Origin of the sequence: Nocardioides sp. YR527 (genome assembly GCF_900101045.1) — a bacterium.
Lineage (GTDB): Bacteria > Actinomycetota > Actinomycetes > Propionibacteriales > Nocardioidaceae > Nocardioides.
Genome location: NZ_FNFN01000001.1, coordinates 19,801 through 35,935, shown reverse-complemented (window position 1 = coordinate 35,935; position 16,135 = coordinate 19,801). Strand labels below are relative to the sequence as shown.

The window sequence follows — 16,135 nt, the reverse complement described above, 5'->3', positions numbered from 1 at the left end:
TCAGAGCACGACCAGAGGTTCGCCGCGACACCCCGAACGCCCCGGGTCTCCCGGGGCCTTCGGCCATCTCGAGGTCGTTACGAGCTGCGAGCCAGCCCGAGGAAGTCGTCCGCGCGATGGACGAACAGGTACGCCTGCTGGGCGATCGCTGTCGCTCGGGCACGTCCCGCGGCCTCGTGCACGGCATCCAGCGGGTCCCCGAGCGCGCGCCTGAGCTTCGCGTGCATCAGCTGGACGAAGGCGGCCGCGTAGCGCTGCCCGTGAGCCTCGATGGACGCGTCGGCGCGTCTGAGCGCGCCTGCGGCCTCCTGAACCCGCCCGCTCGCGAGATACATCTCGCTCAGCAGCGCCAACCAGGTCGTCAGGCCGGACCGCGGCGGGTCGGCCAGGTTCGACTCGATCAGCGCCTCGGCCTCGGCCACGGACCGATCGGCGTCTCGCCCGGTGACCGCGTGTGCCCAGCATCGTCCCAACCGCTGGTAGGCGCCGAGGAAGCGGAAGGCGTACTCCGGGTCCGCTGCGATGCCCCGCTCTGCAGCACGGAGCGCCCACTGCGGGTCGGCCATCAGCGCCGCGGCCGTGACCGCGAACGCGGACCACACGGTGACGTCGTAGGAGTGGTTTCCGGCGTCGCTCTCGATCCGCCCGAACATGCCACGGGCTTCGTCGTCCTTGCCGTGCAGCGCGGTGTTGAGCGCCAGCATCGCCGGGGACAGCAGCTGCAGGTCGTGCCGCAGCTGATCCTGATCGAGGGAGTTCGCCCGTTCGGCGACGACGGCGTTCGACTCGCTGAGGTGCCGATAGGCCGAACCGATGTTTCCGACGTCCCACTGATGGATCCCCCAGGCGTGACGTCCGTACGCCTGCACGACCGGGTCCTCGGATCGTTCGCTGTCGGCGAGGAGCCGGCGGGCCAGCTGACCGCTGCGGTCGAGCTGGATGGCCTGGGAGTGAGCCGCCCAGTGGGAGAAGAGGAAGTCGGCCGCCTCTCGCTCCCGGCCGAGTCCTCGGGCGGCCCGCTCGGCGCGTTCGAGCAGGTCGAAGGTGGCGTCGGCGCTTCCCATGTAGCCGGTCTGCATCCCGATGACCGCCACGAGCTGTGACAGCGCCGACAGCTCGAGCTCGAGCAGACCGGCCGAGTGCGCGATGCCGGCAGCGGCCTCGAGGTGCGGCACCGCCGCGTCGAAGGCCGACTGGGCAACGGCTCTTCGACCGCCCCGGACGAGGGCCGTCGTGGTTCGGGTCGGGTCTGCGAACGGACCGGCCAGCCACAGATGGTGGGCGAGTCGCTCGGTGACCGCCTCGTCGTCTCCGTGGATCCCCTCCAACGCATCGGCGATCTGCAGGTGCAACCGGCCGGTCGAGAGCAGCCGCGAGGTCGTCTGGTGCACCGACTCACGAACCAGGTCGTGCACGAACCGCACCGAGAGCGGCCGGTCCTCGGCCGGCTCCAGCAGGCCCTGCGAGTCGGCCGTGGCTACCAGCGCCGAGCAGGCCGACATCCCGATGCCGGCCGCGCGAGCGAGCAGGCGAAGATCCACCTCCCGCCCGATGAGCGCCGCGATCTCGACGAGCCTTCTCGTCTCGTGGTCGAGCCCGGCGAGACGGTCTCGCACGATGTCGCGCACCGTGGACGGGACGCCGGTGCGCGCCAGGGCGTCCTCACCGGCAGCGGCATCGAGATCGCTGTCAGCCAGGAGCCGGGCGAGCTCGCGTACGAAGAACGGGTTGCCCTCGGTGCGCGCCTGGATGCAGCGCGCGACGTACGGACTCGGTGCCCGTCCGGTCTCGCGCCGGACGAGCTCGCCCACCTCGGTCGGCTGGAGCGGGCCGATCCGTAGGCGCTGGTGGTGGGGCAGGCGCCCGACCGCCGCGAGCATTCTCCCGAGACCGTCGCCAGGAGCGGGAGCCCGATCACGCAGTAGACCGGCGAGGACGACGCCGTCCGGCTGCTGGGTCGCCACGTGCCTGAACAGCTGCAACGACGCGACATCGGCCCATTGCAGGTCGTCGACGACCAGCACGACCGGGCGCTCGGCCGCGGCTCTCCGGATGAGGTCGACGGTCTGCTCGAAGAGACGGAACTGGGCACCGCTGTCGGGGAGCACCGCACCACCGAGGAGATTGTCCGGGCGCGGGTCGAGAAGGCGTCGGATCTCGCCGCTGGCCAGCCCTGCGCGGACCGGCTCCGGCTGGTTCGCCAAGAGCTCGGAGATGAGGCGGGTCCAGGGCCACAGAGCCGGCGTGCCCTCGTGGTCCAGGGATCGTCCCCACACGGCGAGCGCACCGCGGCGCTCCGCGTCCTGGGTGAACTCGGCGAAGAGAGAGGTCTTGCCCGCTCCCGGTTCGCCTTCGGCCATGATCAGAGCCGCGTTCCCGGCCCTCGCCGAATCGAGCGTTCGAGCCAGCAGGGCGCGTTCCTCACCGCGGCCGACGAGTGGCGCGCTCCCACCGTGATCGCTGTGCTGGTCGCTCCGGACGCGGGCCTGCTGCACGACGCGCTTTCGGGCGGCCTGCAGCGCCTCGCCGGGAGCCACACCGAGGTCGTCGGCCAGCCGGGCCCGGACGGTCTCGAAGACGGAGAGTGCCTCGGCCTGCTTGCCGGCGATGGCCAGGGCCGTCATCAGGCTGGCCTGGACGGGCTCGTTCAGCGGTGCCATCCATGCGGCCAGGCGCAGCGGCTGAAGGATTCGCGTCGAGAGCTGCGGAGTGTTGGCCAGCTCCCCCACCGCGACGCAGGCGTCGAAGAACTCCTCGTTGATGCCGGCGAACAGAGGCGAGACGGTCGCGCTCGGGCCCAGACCGTCGCCGGCCGGACCGTGCCAGAGACCGAGCGCCTGGGCGTACTCGTCGACCGCCTCGTCGCGACGGCCCGAGGCGAGGTGGGTCCTGGCGCTGTCGACATGCGTCCTGAACTCGATCAGGTCCACCCTGGCGGTCCGTCCGGTGAAGGCGTACCCGCCCCCTCTGCGGACGATGAAGCTGCCTGCCTCGCGCGCCGGAAGATCGGGTTCGAGCATGCGGCGGATGGTCCCGACGTACTTCTGAACGGTGTTGACCGCCGACATCGGTACGTTCTCCTCCCAGAGGAGATCGACGAGCTCCGACATGCTCGTCGGGCTGCCGGCCCTGGCCAGGAGCAGCGCCAGCAGGTATCCCTGCTGCGGCGGACCGGTCTCCAGCTCGACATCGTCGCGGTAGGCGCGCAACGGACCGAGAAGCTGAAGGCGGACCGGACCCCGCGGATCCGATCTCTCGGTGTTCGAAGAGTGCTCCATCGTGAGTCCTAAAGGGCGCCGGCGAATGGCCCACACCCCGAGATACCGGGCCTCGTCGTCAGCCTAGGCGTACGCCGGGCCCGGCGCAGCCGTCTGCAGCGAACCGGGATCCACGAAATCTCCACGGATCGTCCAGTGGCGCTTCGTAGGTTCCGACTGACCGAGCGTGTGCCGGCGCACAGGAAGAGGACGGACGATGCACGAACAGGCTTATCACGCGCAGTGCCGAGCCGAGGAGAAGCGGCACCCCGCACAGGCGCCGACCCAGCGAGACGCGCTCATCCTGTTCGCCCTGGCGCTCGGCACCTTCGCCATCGGGACCGGCGAGTTCGGGAGCAACGGCATCGTCCAGCTCTTCGCAGCCGACTTCGGCACATCGGTGCCGGCCGCGACGAATGCGATCACCGCCTACGCCCTCGGCGTGGTCATCGGATCGCCCGTGCTCACCATCGCGGCGGCGCGGCTCAACCGGCGCTCGCTCCTCCTCGGTCTGGTCGTGCTCTTCATCGTCGGCAACCTGTTGTCCGCCGCGGCCGCCGATCTCGACGTCCTCATCGTGGCCCGCTTCATCACCGGCACCGTCCAGGGCGCGTTCTTCGGCGCCGGTGCGGTGGTGGCCGCGTACGCGTACGGCCCGGGCAAGAGCGGCAAGGCGTTCGCCACCGTGATGGCCGGTCTGACGATCGCGACGATCTTCGGCTCTCCCCTGGGCACCTTCATCGGGCAACAGGTCGGCTGGCAGGCGCTGTACGTCGTCGTGGCGGTGATCGGCCTGCTGGCCGGGATCGCCATCTGGGTCTTCGTCCCACGCACCAGCGCGCTCGCCGGCGGATCCGTCAGGCAGGAGCTCGGTGCCCTGAGGCGGCCCATGGTCTGGGCCACGATGGCCATCGCCGCGCTCGGCATCTCGAGCATCTTCGCCGTCTACACCTTCATCGGTCCGTACATCACCGACGCCGTCGCGGTCGACGAGTCCTGGATCCCCGTCGCGTTGGCGGTCTTCGGGGTCGGGATGGCGCTGGGCAACTGGCTCGGTGGCCGCCTCGCCGATCAGTACGAGCATCGGGGCCTGGTGCTGGGCTACGCCGTCGCGCTGGTCTTCTTGGCCGTCATCGCGGTCGGAGGCGACAACCTCGCCGTCCTGCTGCCGTGCCTGCTCGGAGTCGGTGCCTCGACGATGATGGCGATCCCGACCATCCAGGTCCTCCTGACGCGGTACGCACCCGAGGCCCCGACCTTGATGGGGGCCGTCAACCTCGCCGCACTCAACCTCGCCAATGCGCTCGGAGCGATCGGCGGCGCCCTCGTCCTCGACGCCGGGTGGGGTGCTCTCTCGACCGCCTGGGCCGGTCTGGTGCTCACCGCCGCCGGCCTGCTGCTCTTCGCGGTCACCGTGCCACGCGTGGCGCCACCGCAGCCGCTGGCCACCACCGTCTCCGCGACGGTCTGAGGGTCCTGGTCATGCTGTCCTACCGCTCAGAGAACTCGTTCCTGTCGATCTGCTCGAAGGGCTCCATCCTGTCCGTCGGCAGCATCGGGTCGATCGCCTCGGTGGGGTCCATCGGCGCCGTACTCTCCGTCGGCTCGATCGGATCCTGGATCTCGGCGATGTCGATGCTGAGCTCGCAGAGCAACTGCTCCGTCCTCAGCCACCAGAGCAACTGCTCGATCCTCAGCCGGCTCTCCAACTGCTCCATCCTCAGCCGTCGCGCCAACCGGGCCATCCTCGGCCGCGCCGTCCGACGACCTCTCACCCATTCCGACATCAAGGAGAACAGATGAGCAACGACAACCCGACCGTCGTCCTGGTCCACGGAGCGTTCGTGGACGGATCCGGCTGGCAGCCGATCCACGACATCCTCACCCGCGACGGTCTCGACGTCGTGGTCACCCAACACTCGACCCGGTCTCTCGCCGACGACGTGACCGAGGTCCACCAGGTCGTCGAGGCCCAGGACGGGCTCGTCCTGCTCGTGGGCCACTCCTACGGCGGTGTCGTGATCACGGAGGCGGGCACGCACCCGCAGGTGGCCGGTCTGGTCTATGTCGCGGCGTTCGCGCCCGACGCCGGAGAGTCGGTCGCCTCCATGCTCGCCGAGCCCGTCCCGGACGCTCCGGCGCCGCCCATCCTCCCCCGCAAGGACGGTTCGCTCGTCCTCGATCGTGACCGCTTCCAGGAGGCGTTCGCCGCCGACCTGCCGGCCGGGCAGGCACGGTTCATGGCCGACTCCCAGGCCCCCTGGGGCGGCGCCGCCCTCAGCACCGCCATCACCGAAGCGGCATGGCGTTCCAAGCCCAGCTGGTACGTCGTCGCCACCGAGGACCGGATGATCCCGCCCGCTGCCCAGGAGGGCATGGCCGCACGGGCCGGAGCATCCGTCGAGACGGTCGCCGCCAGCCACTCCGTGTACGTCTCCCGGCCCGACGTGGTCGCCGACCTGATCCGGCGTGCCGTCAAGGCGATCGACCTGTAGGCGTCGGACCGAACTCTCGAAGACCGAAAGGAACCACCGCAATGAAGCTCGCTCTCCGCCGCAGTCGCGCCCTCGTGGCGATCCTCGTGGCCATCCTCTTCACGGGCTCGATGCTCGCGACGACAAGCATCGGCGCCTCGGCGACCGGACGCGCCAAGCCCACGATCGTCATGGTCCACGGAGCCTGGGCCGATGCCTCCGGGTGGCAGCGTGAGGTCAAGGAACTCACCGACGACGGCTACCCGGTCATCGCCCCGGCGAACCCGCTGCGTGGACTCGCCTCCGACGCGGCGTACCTGCGCAGCATCCTCGAGACGATCTCGGGACCCGTCATCCTCGTCGGGCACTCCTACGGCGGTGCCGTCATCAGCAACGCGGCGACCGGCCTGCCGAACGTCAAGGCGCTCGTCTACGTCGCGGCATTCGTCCCCGACGTCCACGAGCCGGTCGCCCAGCTCGTCCAGCAGTTCCCTGGCACCCTGGTCACCGAGGACGCGCTCGACGCCCGTCCCTACCCGCTGCCCGGCGGCGAGGTCGGTGTCGATCTCTATCTGAGGGCAGACATCTTCCGCGAGGCCTTCGCCGGCGACCTCCCCCGCAGCACCACCACGGTGATGCAGGTCTCCCAGCGTCCGTTCTCGCTGGCGGCGTTCACCGAACCGTCCGGGGAGCCCGCGTGGAAGACCGTTCCTTCCTGGTACCTCCTGGCAACGGCCGACAAGACCATCCCGCCCGCCGCGCAGGAGTTCATGGCGAGGCGTGCCGGCGCCAAGATCGTGAGGGTGCGGTCCTCGCACGTGGCGCACCAGTCGCACCCGCACGAGACCCTCGCCCTGATCGAGAACGCGGTTCGCTCGGTCCGCTGAGCGATCCGGCCGATGCGCTAGCCGTCCAGGTCGGGAAAGACAGCGGCGGCGGTGGAGACGCGGATGACGTCGCGGAGGAACCGGGGGCCGACGCGGCGGTCGCCGGCGGAGCGGATGCGCTTGATGAGCTTGCTCTGGAAGCGGTCGATCTCCTTCTGCTCCAGTGCCCTCCAGTGGTCGCTCGTACGCCGGTGCGGATCGACGTCGAAGCGCTCGTCGATGGACTCGGCGACGGTGGACAGAGTGGTCGGGAAGACGTCGAGAAGGCGCACCGGTTCGCCGTCGACGAGCGGGAGGCACTTCATCGCCCTGGGCCGGGAGAAGTCGGGGTGGGAGACGGTCGCGGGGACGACCAGGCCGGTCTGGGCGAGCTCGAGATCGATGAAGTCGTCGTTGCACCACTCCAGTCGCTTCGGCACCACGACCGTCACGGTGGCGTCTCGGAGCCGCTCGACGGGCAGCTCGACCCCATCGACGGTCAAGCTGCCCGGGCCCCGTCCGGTGGAGATCTCCAGCAGCGCGTTGGCGACGGGGAGCACGAAGTTCCTCGCATAGCCCGCCGCCAGCGCGTTGGCCACCGAGATCTGGGTCAGCGGTGCCTTGAAGAACGTCGTCACCGGGTTGGTCGTCGGGTTCTCCCCCAGCGCCTCGAAGATGGACCTCACCGAGAGCAGCCGCTGCTCGACGGTGCGTCTGGACGCCTCGATGTCGTCGAGATCCAGGTCGAGGACGTCGAAGATCCGGCCGGCCGGCGAGTCCGCGCTCCGGTCCCTGATGACGACGTCCGGGGTGCCGAGGCCCTGGGCGACGGTGAGCTCGTAGACGACCGAGGGGTCGGCGCCGGTGATGTCCGCGATCACGACATCGGCGAGCTCGAGCTGCTTGAGATCCTCACCCCGCATCCCGGACGGCTCCGAGACGTACAGGGCAAGGTTCAGCTGCTCCAGCACCGGCCGCAGGATCCGCTCGCGGACGATGTCGCGCTGGGCCTCGGTGGTCGTGCTCGGCTGCAGCAGCACACAGCGGCCGCGCGTCGGTCTCACCGCGGCACCGACGAGCTCCTCCCAGTAGTCGACGATCCGGGCCAGCGGCATCGCGAACGCCTGTCGGCCTCCCTCGGCCTCGACCTGGATGCCGATCACCGCACCGGCGAGATCGCTGTAGACCGCGGCGCCGCTGAACCCGGTCACCGCCAGCGTCGTCGTCTCGTACTGGAAGTAGTAGGCCCACGAGCTGCTGGTGCGCAGGTAGTTCCCGGCGGGCGTCAGTACGCCGGTGCCGCCGCTCTGCGCGCTGCGGAGGTTGTCGCCGTAGCCACGCGCGCGCACCTGCCCGTCGGCCTGGGTCACGAGGGTGAACGGCAGTGGCTGCCGGCCGTTCGGCCGGTCGAGCCGCAGGACAGCGAAGTCCTGCGCGGCGGGCTTGTCGTGGACCGGCTGGATCACGAACGTCGCGCGCTCGTCGGTCTCGGCGTCGGGGAACCTGACCCACACCTCGCCCGACTCGGCGAGCGGTGCGACCACGTGGCCCGCGGTCAGCAGATAGCCCTCGTCGGTGCCCAGCCAGGCCGTGCCGATCGTACGTCCGTCCCTGCTCGCCCGCACGGCGCAGGTCGCCTGCGCGAGCAGCTCGCCAACGCCCATCAGGATCGGTCGAAGTCCCAGGTCAGCGTCGCTTTCACCGAACCCTGACCCTGCGCCTTGATGACCCATACGCCGGCACTGCCGGTGAACGAGAATGCGAGCTCCAGCGAGACCGAGCTCGGCCCGTCCGGGGAGTCCGCGAGCGCGCTGCCGAGATCCCCCGAGACGTCCTGGAGCATCCGCTTGAGCGATCCGTAGGCGTCCTCGAGCCTGCTGCTGGTCTCGGTGGTGCCGAACTCGTCGCCGAGCCAGTCGATCCCTGCGCCGGGTCCGTCGTCCGACGACTCGATCAGGATGGTCGACGTACCGATCTGAACCGGCGTGTAATCCAACGCGTCCTCCTCGTGATTCGAACCCCGCAACCGTAGGGGAACCGGAAGGGACGCGTAAGTGGTTTCGACGAGGCTCCCAGTACGGTTGGCGCGTGATCGACGTACCTGCCGGTGGCACCCTCACGATCGGCGCTCCCAGCCTGGTCCTCCTCGTCGGCCCGTCGGGCTCGGGGAAGTCGACGTTCGCCAAGCGGATATTCGGGCCGTACGAGGTCATCTCCAGTGACCACTGCCGCGCCCTCATCACGGACTCCGAGGAGGACCAGTCGGTCACGCCGCAGGCATTCGCCATGGTCCGCTACATCGCCCGGGCACGCCTCGAGGCCGGCCGGGTCGCGGTCGTCGACGCCACCAACGTCCACGAGAGCGCCCGCCGCCGCAACCTCGACCTGGCCGCGAAGCTCGGGGTCGAGACGGTCGCCGTCGCCCTCGACGTCCCGCTCGAGGACTGCCTGGCGCGCAACGCCTCCCGGAAAGGGCGAGTCGTCCCCGAGCGGGCCATCCGTGGCCAACGGGCCGACATGGACAAGGCACTGACCTCCCTCGACGGCGAGGGCTTCAGCCGCGTCTATCGCCTCGATGTGCCCGCGATGGCGTCGGTCGAGCTCACTCGCGCAGGGACCAAGAAGTAGCCGACCGTCGAATTCACGGGCCCGAAACAACTCCGCACCGTTGACGCAACTGAAACGTCGTTTATTCGTCGTGAACGGCGTGAGAGGCACGCGCGCTCCAACGGCAAGGAGTTCGAATGGATACGGGGACGACGGCCCTGATGCTCTGCTGCATCATCGGCCTGACGATGATGATCCCGGGGCTGGCCCTCTTCTACGGGGGAATGGTCTCGGTCAAGAGCTCGGTCAACATGATGATGATGACCTACGGCGCGGTCGCGGTCGTGGGCCTGCTGTGGTTCCTGTTCGGCTTCTCGGTCGTGTTCGGTGACTCCATCGGAGGCGTCCTGGGCAACCCGGGCGACTTCTTCGGCAGCTCCGGGCTGCTCGAGGCCACGACGTCCTACGACGGTGTGACCACGCTGATCTTCTCGCTCTTCCAGGCGCTCTTCGCCTGCATCACGGTCGCGTTGATCTCCGGTGCGGCGGCGGACCGGATGAAGTTCTCCGCGTGGATGGTGTTCGCCGGCGTCTGGGCCGTGGTGGTCTACTTCCCGGTCGCCCACTGGGTGTTCTCCTTCGACGGGGTCGTCTCGGAGTCCGGTGGCTGGATCGCCAACAGGCTCGGCGCGATCGACTTCGCCGGCGGCACCGCGGTCCACATCAACGCGGGCGCGGCGGCTCTCGCGCTCGCCCTCGTGCTGGGCAAGTCGAAGACCTTCGGCACCGGCCCCAAGCCGCACAACGTACCGCTGACGCTGCTCGGCGCGGGCCTGCTGTGGGCCGGCTGGTACGCCTTCAACGGTGGCTCCTGGCTCACCGCCGACGGCGGTGCCGCGTTCGCCATGGTCACCACGTTCCTCGCCACCTGCGCCGCCACCCTCGCCTGGCTGGCCGTGGAGAAGCTCAAGGACGGCCACGTCTCCGGAATCGGCGCGGCCTCAGGCGCCATCGCCGGCCTGGTCGCCATCACACCCGCATGCGGCGCGGTCACCCCGGTCGGTGCGATCCTCGTCGGCCTCGTCGCGGGCGTCGTGTGCCCGCTGGCGGTCGGGCTGAAGGAGAAGCTCGGGTACGACGACTCGCTCGACGTGGTCGGCGTCCACCTCGTCGGCGGCCTGATCGGCACCCTGATGATCGGCCTGGTGGGATCGGCCGAGTCGGTGAACGCCGTCGAGGGTCTCCTCTACGGCGGCGGTGTCGGCCAGCTCGGCAAGCAGGCCCTGGCCGCCGGTGCGGTGCTGGCCTACTCGTTCCTCGTCTCCGCGCTCCTCGCCTACGTCCTCAAGGTGACGATGGGACTGCGGATCTCCCCCGAGGACGAGGAGCTCGGCATCGACGCGAAGCTGCACCGCGACCCGGCGTACGAGCTCGTCTGAGACCTGGCAGAGAGCAACCGGGGAGTCCCGAGGTCACGTGATGACCTCAGGACTCCCCCGTCGTCCGGCCGGCGTCAGCTCTTCAGCGCGGCGAGTGCCTCGTCGGCGTGGATCTCGGCCTTGAGCATCCCCTCGACGACGGCCTTGATCCGGCCGTCGGTGCCGATGGCGAAGGTCGTACGCTGCAGCGGCCCGAGCTTGCCGAGGATGCTGGGCTTCACCCCGTAGAGCTCGGCCACCGAGCCGGCGGGATCGGAGAGCACGGGATAGTCGAGGTCGTGGTTGGCGGCGAACCCGGCCTGCTTCTCCACGCTGTCCTTGCTGATCCCGAGCCGGTGGGCGCCGATCGCCTCGAACTCGCCGGCGAGGTCGCGGAAGTGGCACGCCTCCTTGGTGCACACGGCCGTCTCGGCGGCCGGGTAGAAGAAGAGCACCACCGGGCCCTTCTCGATCAGGGAGGAGAGGGTGACGGACGTACCGTCCTGGGCGGGGAGCGTGAAGTCGGGCGCGACGGCACCGGTCTCGAGCGGCATGGCGCCAACCTACTCCGCGGGCCAGGGATCCTTTCCCCGCACCGCCAGGACGCGATCAGGAGGCGATCAGGACGGTCGCGAGCTGCTCGATCGGGAGACGCCCGCGTACCTCCACCACCGGCCCGCAGGAGCGCATCGCCTCGGGACCGAGCAGTGACCGGGCGATGTGCACCATCTGGCGGTTCTCGGCCTGCACGTCACCGGTGAGGACGTGGATCCCGCGGCGGCCGGCCAGGACGCCGATCTCGCGCAGCATCTGCACCCCGATCCCCCGTCCCTGCCAGGCGTCCTCGACCAGCACCGCGACCTCGGCCGCGCCCGAGTCGTCGGGACTCCGGTCATAGCGAGCCACCGCGATCACTTCTCCCCCGACGACCGCGACCAAGGCCTCGCGGTCGTCGTGGTCGACCTCGACGAGATATCGCCGCAGCTTGAGCGACAGGCAGCGCAGCGGCGAGTGGAAGCGGCGGTAGATCGTCTCTTGGGACAGGCGGCCCCACAAACGCTCGAAGGCGGCGATGTCATCGGGCCGCACCGGCCTCGTGACGACCGTGCCGAGCTCGACAGGCTTGGCTGAGTTCATGATTCGAACTCTCCTACGCCAAGCTGAGTTCGTCAAACGAATTCAGCGGACGTAGTCTTGACCCGTGCTTGCAGATGAGATCGACCGCACCAGATGCTCGGTCGCCGGAACCCTGGCGGTGGTCGGCGAGAAGTGGAGCCTGCTCGTGCTCCGAGAGGCATTCCTCGGCGTACGCCGCTTCGCCGACCTCCAGAAGAACCTCGACGTCCCTCGAGCGGTGCTCACCGACCGGCTCAACACCCTCGTCGCGCAGGGCGTGCTCACCCGGGTGCCCTACCACGCCGAGGGTCAGCGTCAGCGCCACGAGTACCGCCTGACCCAGAAGGGCCTCGATCTCTACCCCGCTCTGGTCGCGTTGATGGCGTGGGGCGACCGCTATCTCGCCGAGGGGCACGGCTCCGCCCTCGCCCTCGAGCACCGCGACTGCGGGGCCGAGGTGCACCTCGAGCTGACCTGCGAGGACGGACACGTGCTCGGCGGACCGCGCGAGGTGCGGCCGGTCCCGCTAGCGCGCGTGGACCTGCTCTCCTCCGACGAAGATGCCGAGCCCGCGAGGGGTTGACGCGAAACCCCTGACGCCGAGGGCTCAGCCACGGCACTATGTCGGGCATGCCCGCCAGCCCGACCCTCCCGCTCGGCGTACGGATCGGCTATGGCTCCGGGTCCGTGGCGACCGGCACGTTCGGCACCATCCCGGGGCTGATGCTGCTCCCCTACCTGACCGACAGCCTCGGGATCGCCGCACTGGCGGCGGGGTTCATCGTGTTCGCGCCGAAGGCGTGGGATGTCGTGCTGAACCCGATCGCCGGCCGGATCAGCGACCGGACGGTGGACCCGCGGGGGCCGCGGCGGCCGTGGCTGCGCCGGGCGGGGATCGCGCTGGCGGTGACGTTCGCGCTGCTGTTCGCGGCACCGTCGATGGCGACCGGGCTCGAGGCTGCCTGGGTGCTGATCGTGTTCCTGGGCTGCGCGACGGCGTACGCCTTCTTCCAGGTGCCCTACGTCGCCATGCCCGCCGAGCTGACCGAGTCCTACGACGAACGCACCCGGCTGATGACCTGGCGGGTCGCGATCCTGGCACTCACCATCCTGCTCGCCGGCGCGACCGCGCCGATGATCCGCGACGCGGTCGGTGGCCGCGACGGCTACCGGGTGATGGGCGTGGTGATGGCGGTGCTCATCCTGATCGGGGTCCTCAGTGCGTACGTCGGGACCCGCCGGGCGCCAGTCCACACCGTCCAGCCCGGGGCCGGCACGCTGCGCGACCAGCTCCGGATCGTGGCCGCGGCACCCGACTTCCGCCGGCTGCTGATCACGTTCGTGATCCAGGCGGTCGCCTTCGGGGCGATGCTGGCCGGCGTCGACTACCTCGCCGGTAACGTGATCGGCCGCGACGGCGCGGCGACGATCCTGTTCGTCTGCTTCGTCGGCCCCGCACTGCTGCTCACCCCCGCGTGGGCCGCGCTCGGGGCCAGGATCGGCAAGAAGAACGGGTACGTCGCCGCCTCGGTCGTCCTCGCCGTCGGCGCGCTCCTCGCCGCCACCGCCCAGACCGCACCGGTGGCGCTGGTCTACGCCGCGGTGGTGCTGGTGGGGGTCGGGTACGCCGGGTGCCAGGTCTTTCCGATGGCAATGCTTCCCGACGCCGCCGCCGTCGACGCCCGGCGTAGCGGGTCGAGCCGGATCGGGGTCTACACCGGAGTCTGGACCGCCGGGGAGACCCTCGGGCTCGCGCTCGGTCCGGGCGTCTACGCAGCGGTTCTGGCACTCGGTGGCTACCGGTCATCGACCGGCACCGACGTCGCCCAGCCCGACTCGGCACTGACCGCGATCACGCTCGGCTTCTCGGTGCTCCCGGCCTGCCTGGCCCTGCTCAGCCTGCTGTGGCTGCGGGGCTACTCGCTCACCGCCGACGACGTAGATGGGACCGTGACCGTATGACCGACGCCCTGACCCAGCTCCGCGAGCTGCAGTCCGCTGACCTGCCTGTGCACGGTGGCCGCACGCTCGCCTACGTCTACGACTCCGGCCTGCCCGACATCGACCGGATCGGTCGCGAGGCGGTGGCGGCCTACGCCGGCTCGAACGGCCTGGACCCGACCGCGTTCCCGAGCCTGCTCCGGATGGAGACCGAGGTGGTCGGCACCGCCGCGGACCTCCTCGGCGCGCCCGAGTCCGTGGTCGGCACCGTCACCTCCGGTGGCACCGAGTCGGTGCTGCTCGCGGTGCAGGCGGCGCGCGACGCGCATCCGGGGGTCGAGCGGCCACGGATGGTGCTGCCCTCGACCGCCCACGCCGCGTTCCACAAGGCCGCGCACTACTTCGGCGTCGAGCCGGTCCTGGTGCCGGTCGGACCCGACTTCCGGGCGGACCCGGCCGCGATGGCCGCGGCGATGGACGACCGCACCGTGCTGGTCGTCGCCTCGGCGCCGTCCTATGCGCACGGGGTCGTCGACCCGGTCACCGCGATCGCGGCAGCCGCGGCCGAGCGCGGGATCCGCTGCCACGTCGACGCGTGCATCGGTGGCTGGGTGCTGCCCTATGCGACACGGCTGGGGCGGGACGTACCGGCCTGGACGTTCGCGGTCGAGGGAGTCACCTCGATCTCCGTCGACCTGCACAAGTACGCCTACGCCCCCAAGGGCACCTCGGTGCTGCTGCACCGCACCCCGGACCTGAGGCGGCCGCAGTTCTTCGCCTCGGCCGCCTGGCCGGGCTACACCATGCTCAACTCCACGATGCAGTCGACGAAGTCGGGTGGGCCGCTGGCCGGCGCCTGGGCGGTGCTGCGCTCGTTGGGCGATGAGGGGTACGAGCGGCTCGCCCGCGACGTCTTCGAGGCCGTTGACCGCATCCGCGCCGGCGTCGATGAGATGCCCGAGCTCGCCGTGGTCAGCACTCCCGACTCGACGCTTCTCGCGCTCACCACCGACGGCAGCTGCGACCCGTTCACGGTCTGCGACGAGATGGCGGCGCGTGGCTGGTACGTCCAGCCGCAGATGTCCTTCGCCGGCTCCCCCGCCACCATCCACCTGTCGGTGAGCGCGGCGACGCTCCCCCACGTAGCTGAGCTTCTCGCCGCTCTCGCCGAGGCGGTCGCGGCGGCCGTGGCGGCCGGCCCGGTCACGGTCGACCCCGCCGTCGCCACGTTCATCGGCGACCTCGACCCGAACTCGTTGTCGGAGGAGGACTTCGACGGCCTGCTGCTCGCCGCCGGGCTCGTCGGCGCCGCCGGCTCGGAGAAGGGCGAACTCGCGCTGCCGCAGCGGATGGCCGAGGTCAACGCGATGCTCGACCTGGCCTCCGCCGCGATGCGCGAGGCACTGCTCGTGGCCTTCCTCGACCGGCTGACCCGGCCTACTCGGCGCTGAGCCGGCGCTTCCTCCGGGCCAGCATCAGGATCAGGCTGAGCACGATCGCCGCGACGATGCCGCTTCGAATCTGTACGTCTCGGGACCTGACCGCCACCTGCGTACGCTGCTTCACCTCCTGAGCCTTCTCCTTCCCGCGCGTCTTCACGTCCAGCCGCGAGGCGAGCTCGTCGAGGGTGTCGGCCATCTGGTGTCGGGTGGTGTCCAGGTCGGCCTCGACCGCCGCGATGCTGTCGTCGCCTGCCTCGACGGGCCTGGTGACATGGTGGTTCGTCATGGCGTGCTCCTCGGGGTGTGATCCTCGACGTGGCGGTGCTTGACGGCTTCCACGTCCCGCCTGAGGTTCTCGGTGGCGCGTTCGGGCTTCATCGGGGTCCCCTCGGAGACCTGCTTCTTCCCGAACAGGGCGACGCCGCCGGCGATCGCCAGGAGCACGACTCCGACCAGCACCGCGGCCAGCCAGGCATCCATGACCAGCGCCAGGGCGAGGATCGCCGCAGCGATCAGGACCCCGAGGCCGTACAGAGCGACCAGGCCGGCCGCGCCGAACGCCCCGGCCCCCTTGCCCGTGTGCTTGGCCTTCTCGGTCAGCTCGAGGCGAGCGAGCTCGACCTCGCCTCGCATGAGGCTGGACATCTCCGTGGAGAGTCGCGAGACCAGCTCACCCATCGATGCGTCGCTCTGATGATGAACCGTCACGACTCCCACCCCCGCGGCATGTCGGTCACCGGGTCCGTGGTGGTGTGGGGACGCGGCGCGCTCGGCGTCGTCTGGGGCGTCGGGGTAGGTGCCGAGGACGACGTGTGGTCGCCAGGCATCTTGTCCTGGATGGTGTGCCGGGCCGTGTCCGCCTTCTCCTCGGCCACGACCCGAGCGCGGTGCGCCTTCTCCTGGACCCGCGGGTCGTGCCACAGCTCCTGTGCCTTGGCCACCATCGCGTCGTAGCGCTCACGTCCAGCGCGAGCGCCGAGGACGTAGCCGATACCGAAGGCAGCCAACAATGCTGGTTTCTTGAACATGTGTTCCTCCTCATCGCTGTAGAACTGGTCGGTACCCAGATGGCGA

17 protein-coding genes are annotated in these 16,135 nt (G+C 70.1%); 9 read left to right on the top strand and 8 right to left on the bottom strand.

The window, feature by feature from the left end; all coding sequences use genetic code 11:
- Positions 1 to 77: 77 nt before the first annotated feature.
- A complete protein-coding gene (locus tag BLT25_RS00170) occupies positions 78 to 3,278 on the bottom strand; it encodes an ATP-binding protein (protein WP_091040799.1) in 3,201 nt (1,066 codons plus the stop codon).
- A gap of 196 nt (positions 3,279 to 3,474) precedes the next feature.
- Here BLT25_RS00170 and BLT25_RS00165 point away from each other — a divergent pair, with 196 nt between their 5' ends.
- Genes BLT25_RS00165 through BLT25_RS00150 form a run of 4 tightly spaced genes read left to right on the top strand, consistent with a single transcriptional unit; the run spans position 3,475 to position 6,618 of the window.
- Complete coding sequence (locus tag BLT25_RS00165) at positions 3,475 to 4,728, top strand: MFS transporter (protein WP_091040797.1); 1,254 nt, start codon at positions 3,475 to 3,477, stop codon at positions 4,726 to 4,728.
- 11 nt (positions 4,729 to 4,739) lie between these two features.
- Positions 4,740 to 5,060 (top strand): hypothetical protein, encoded by a 321-nt coding sequence (locus tag BLT25_RS00160; protein ID WP_091040795.1) that lies wholly within the window; start codon positions 4,740 to 4,742, stop codon positions 5,058 to 5,060.
- A complete protein-coding gene (locus BLT25_RS00155; protein ID WP_091040794.1) occupies positions 5,057 to 5,752 on the top strand; it encodes an alpha/beta fold hydrolase in 696 nt (231 codons plus the stop codon). The genes BLT25_RS00160 and BLT25_RS00155 overlap by 4 nt, the downstream gene beginning before the upstream one ends.
- Before the next feature lie 41 nt (positions 5,753 to 5,793).
- The gene (locus tag BLT25_RS00150; protein WP_091040792.1) at positions 5,794 to 6,618 is read left to right on the top strand and encodes an alpha/beta fold hydrolase; all 825 of its coding nucleotides are present in this window, start codon (positions 5,794 to 5,796) and stop codon (positions 6,616 to 6,618) included.
- 17 nt (positions 6,619 to 6,635) lie between these two features.
- On the opposite strand, the gene BLT25_RS00145 is transcribed toward BLT25_RS00150, so the two are convergent.
- Both BLT25_RS00145 and BLT25_RS29655 read right to left on the bottom strand, forming a co-directional pair.
- Positions 6,636 to 8,261 carry an STING domain-containing protein gene (locus tag BLT25_RS00145; RefSeq protein ID WP_176883491.1) on the bottom strand — a complete coding sequence of 542 codons (1,626 nt, stop codon included), beginning with the start codon at positions 8,259 to 8,261 and terminating at the stop codon, positions 6,636 to 6,638.
- Positions 8,261 to 8,593: a CU044_2847 family protein gene (locus BLT25_RS29655; protein ID WP_176883489.1), complete on the bottom strand. Its 333-nt coding sequence runs from the start codon at positions 8,591 to 8,593 to the stop codon at positions 8,261 to 8,263. The genes BLT25_RS00145 and BLT25_RS29655 overlap by 1 nt, the downstream gene beginning before the upstream one ends.
- Before the next feature lie 92 nt (positions 8,594 to 8,685).
- On the opposite strand from BLT25_RS29655, the gene BLT25_RS00140 reads away from it, so the two are divergent.
- Both BLT25_RS00140 and BLT25_RS00135 read left to right on the top strand, forming a co-directional pair.
- Positions 8,686 to 9,225, top strand: a complete 540-nt coding sequence (locus BLT25_RS00140; protein WP_176883487.1) for an AAA family ATPase — start codon at positions 8,686 to 8,688, stop codon at positions 9,223 to 9,225.
- A 116-nt stretch (positions 9,226 to 9,341) separates the two neighbouring features.
- Complete coding sequence (locus BLT25_RS00135; RefSeq protein WP_091040789.1) at positions 9,342 to 10,583, top strand: ammonium transporter; 1,242 nt, start codon at positions 9,342 to 9,344, stop codon at positions 10,581 to 10,583.
- A gap of 74 nt (positions 10,584 to 10,657) precedes the next feature.
- On the opposite strand, the gene BLT25_RS00130 is transcribed toward BLT25_RS00135, so the two are convergent.
- Positions 10,658 to 11,116, bottom strand: coding sequence for a peroxiredoxin (locus tag BLT25_RS00130; RefSeq protein ID WP_091040787.1), 459 nt, complete (start codon positions 11,114 to 11,116; stop codon positions 10,658 to 10,660).
- Positions 11,117 to 11,171: 55 nt separating this feature from the next.
- Positions 11,172 to 11,699, bottom strand: coding sequence for a GNAT family N-acetyltransferase (locus BLT25_RS00125; RefSeq protein ID WP_091040786.1), 528 nt, complete (start codon positions 11,697 to 11,699; stop codon positions 11,172 to 11,174).
- A gap of 64 nt (positions 11,700 to 11,763) precedes the next feature.
- On the opposite strand from BLT25_RS00125, the gene BLT25_RS00120 reads away from it, so the two are divergent.
- The 3 genes from BLT25_RS00120 to BLT25_RS00110 are packed head-to-tail and all read left to right on the top strand — an operon-like array spanning position 11,764 to position 15,070.
- Positions 11,764 to 12,261 carry a winged helix-turn-helix transcriptional regulator gene (locus BLT25_RS00120; protein ID WP_091040784.1) on the top strand — a complete coding sequence of 166 codons (498 nt, stop codon included), beginning with the start codon at positions 11,764 to 11,766 and terminating at the stop codon, positions 12,259 to 12,261.
- A gap of 47 nt (positions 12,262 to 12,308) precedes the next feature.
- A complete protein-coding gene (locus tag BLT25_RS00115; protein ID WP_256328378.1) occupies positions 12,309 to 13,640 on the top strand; it encodes an MFS transporter in 1,332 nt (443 codons plus the stop codon).
- The gene (locus BLT25_RS00110; protein WP_091040781.1) at positions 13,637 to 15,070 is read left to right on the top strand and encodes a pyridoxal phosphate-dependent decarboxylase family protein; all 1,434 of its coding nucleotides are present in this window, start codon (positions 13,637 to 13,639) and stop codon (positions 15,068 to 15,070) included. The genes BLT25_RS00115 and BLT25_RS00110 overlap by 4 nt, the downstream gene beginning before the upstream one ends.
- On the opposite strand, the gene BLT25_RS00105 is transcribed toward BLT25_RS00110, so the two are convergent.
- The 3 genes from BLT25_RS00105 to BLT25_RS29650 are packed head-to-tail and all read right to left on the bottom strand — an operon-like array spanning position 15,057 to position 16,089.
- Positions 15,057 to 15,347 (bottom strand): DUF3618 domain-containing protein, encoded by a 291-nt coding sequence (locus BLT25_RS00105; RefSeq protein WP_091040780.1) that lies wholly within the window; start codon positions 15,345 to 15,347, stop codon positions 15,057 to 15,059. The two genes, BLT25_RS00110 and BLT25_RS00105, sit on opposite strands and share 14 nt — an antisense overlap.
- Complete coding sequence (locus tag BLT25_RS00100; RefSeq protein ID WP_256328377.1) at positions 15,344 to 15,769, bottom strand: phage holin family protein; 426 nt, start codon at positions 15,767 to 15,769, stop codon at positions 15,344 to 15,346. The genes BLT25_RS00105 and BLT25_RS00100 overlap by 4 nt, the downstream gene beginning before the upstream one ends.
- Positions 15,766 to 16,089: a hypothetical protein gene (locus BLT25_RS29650; protein ID WP_091040777.1), complete on the bottom strand. Its 324-nt coding sequence runs from the start codon at positions 16,087 to 16,089 to the stop codon at positions 15,766 to 15,768. Before BLT25_RS29650 ends, BLT25_RS00100 begins: the two co-directional genes overlap by 4 nt.
- Between the last annotated feature and the right edge of the window lie 46 nt (positions 16,090 to 16,135).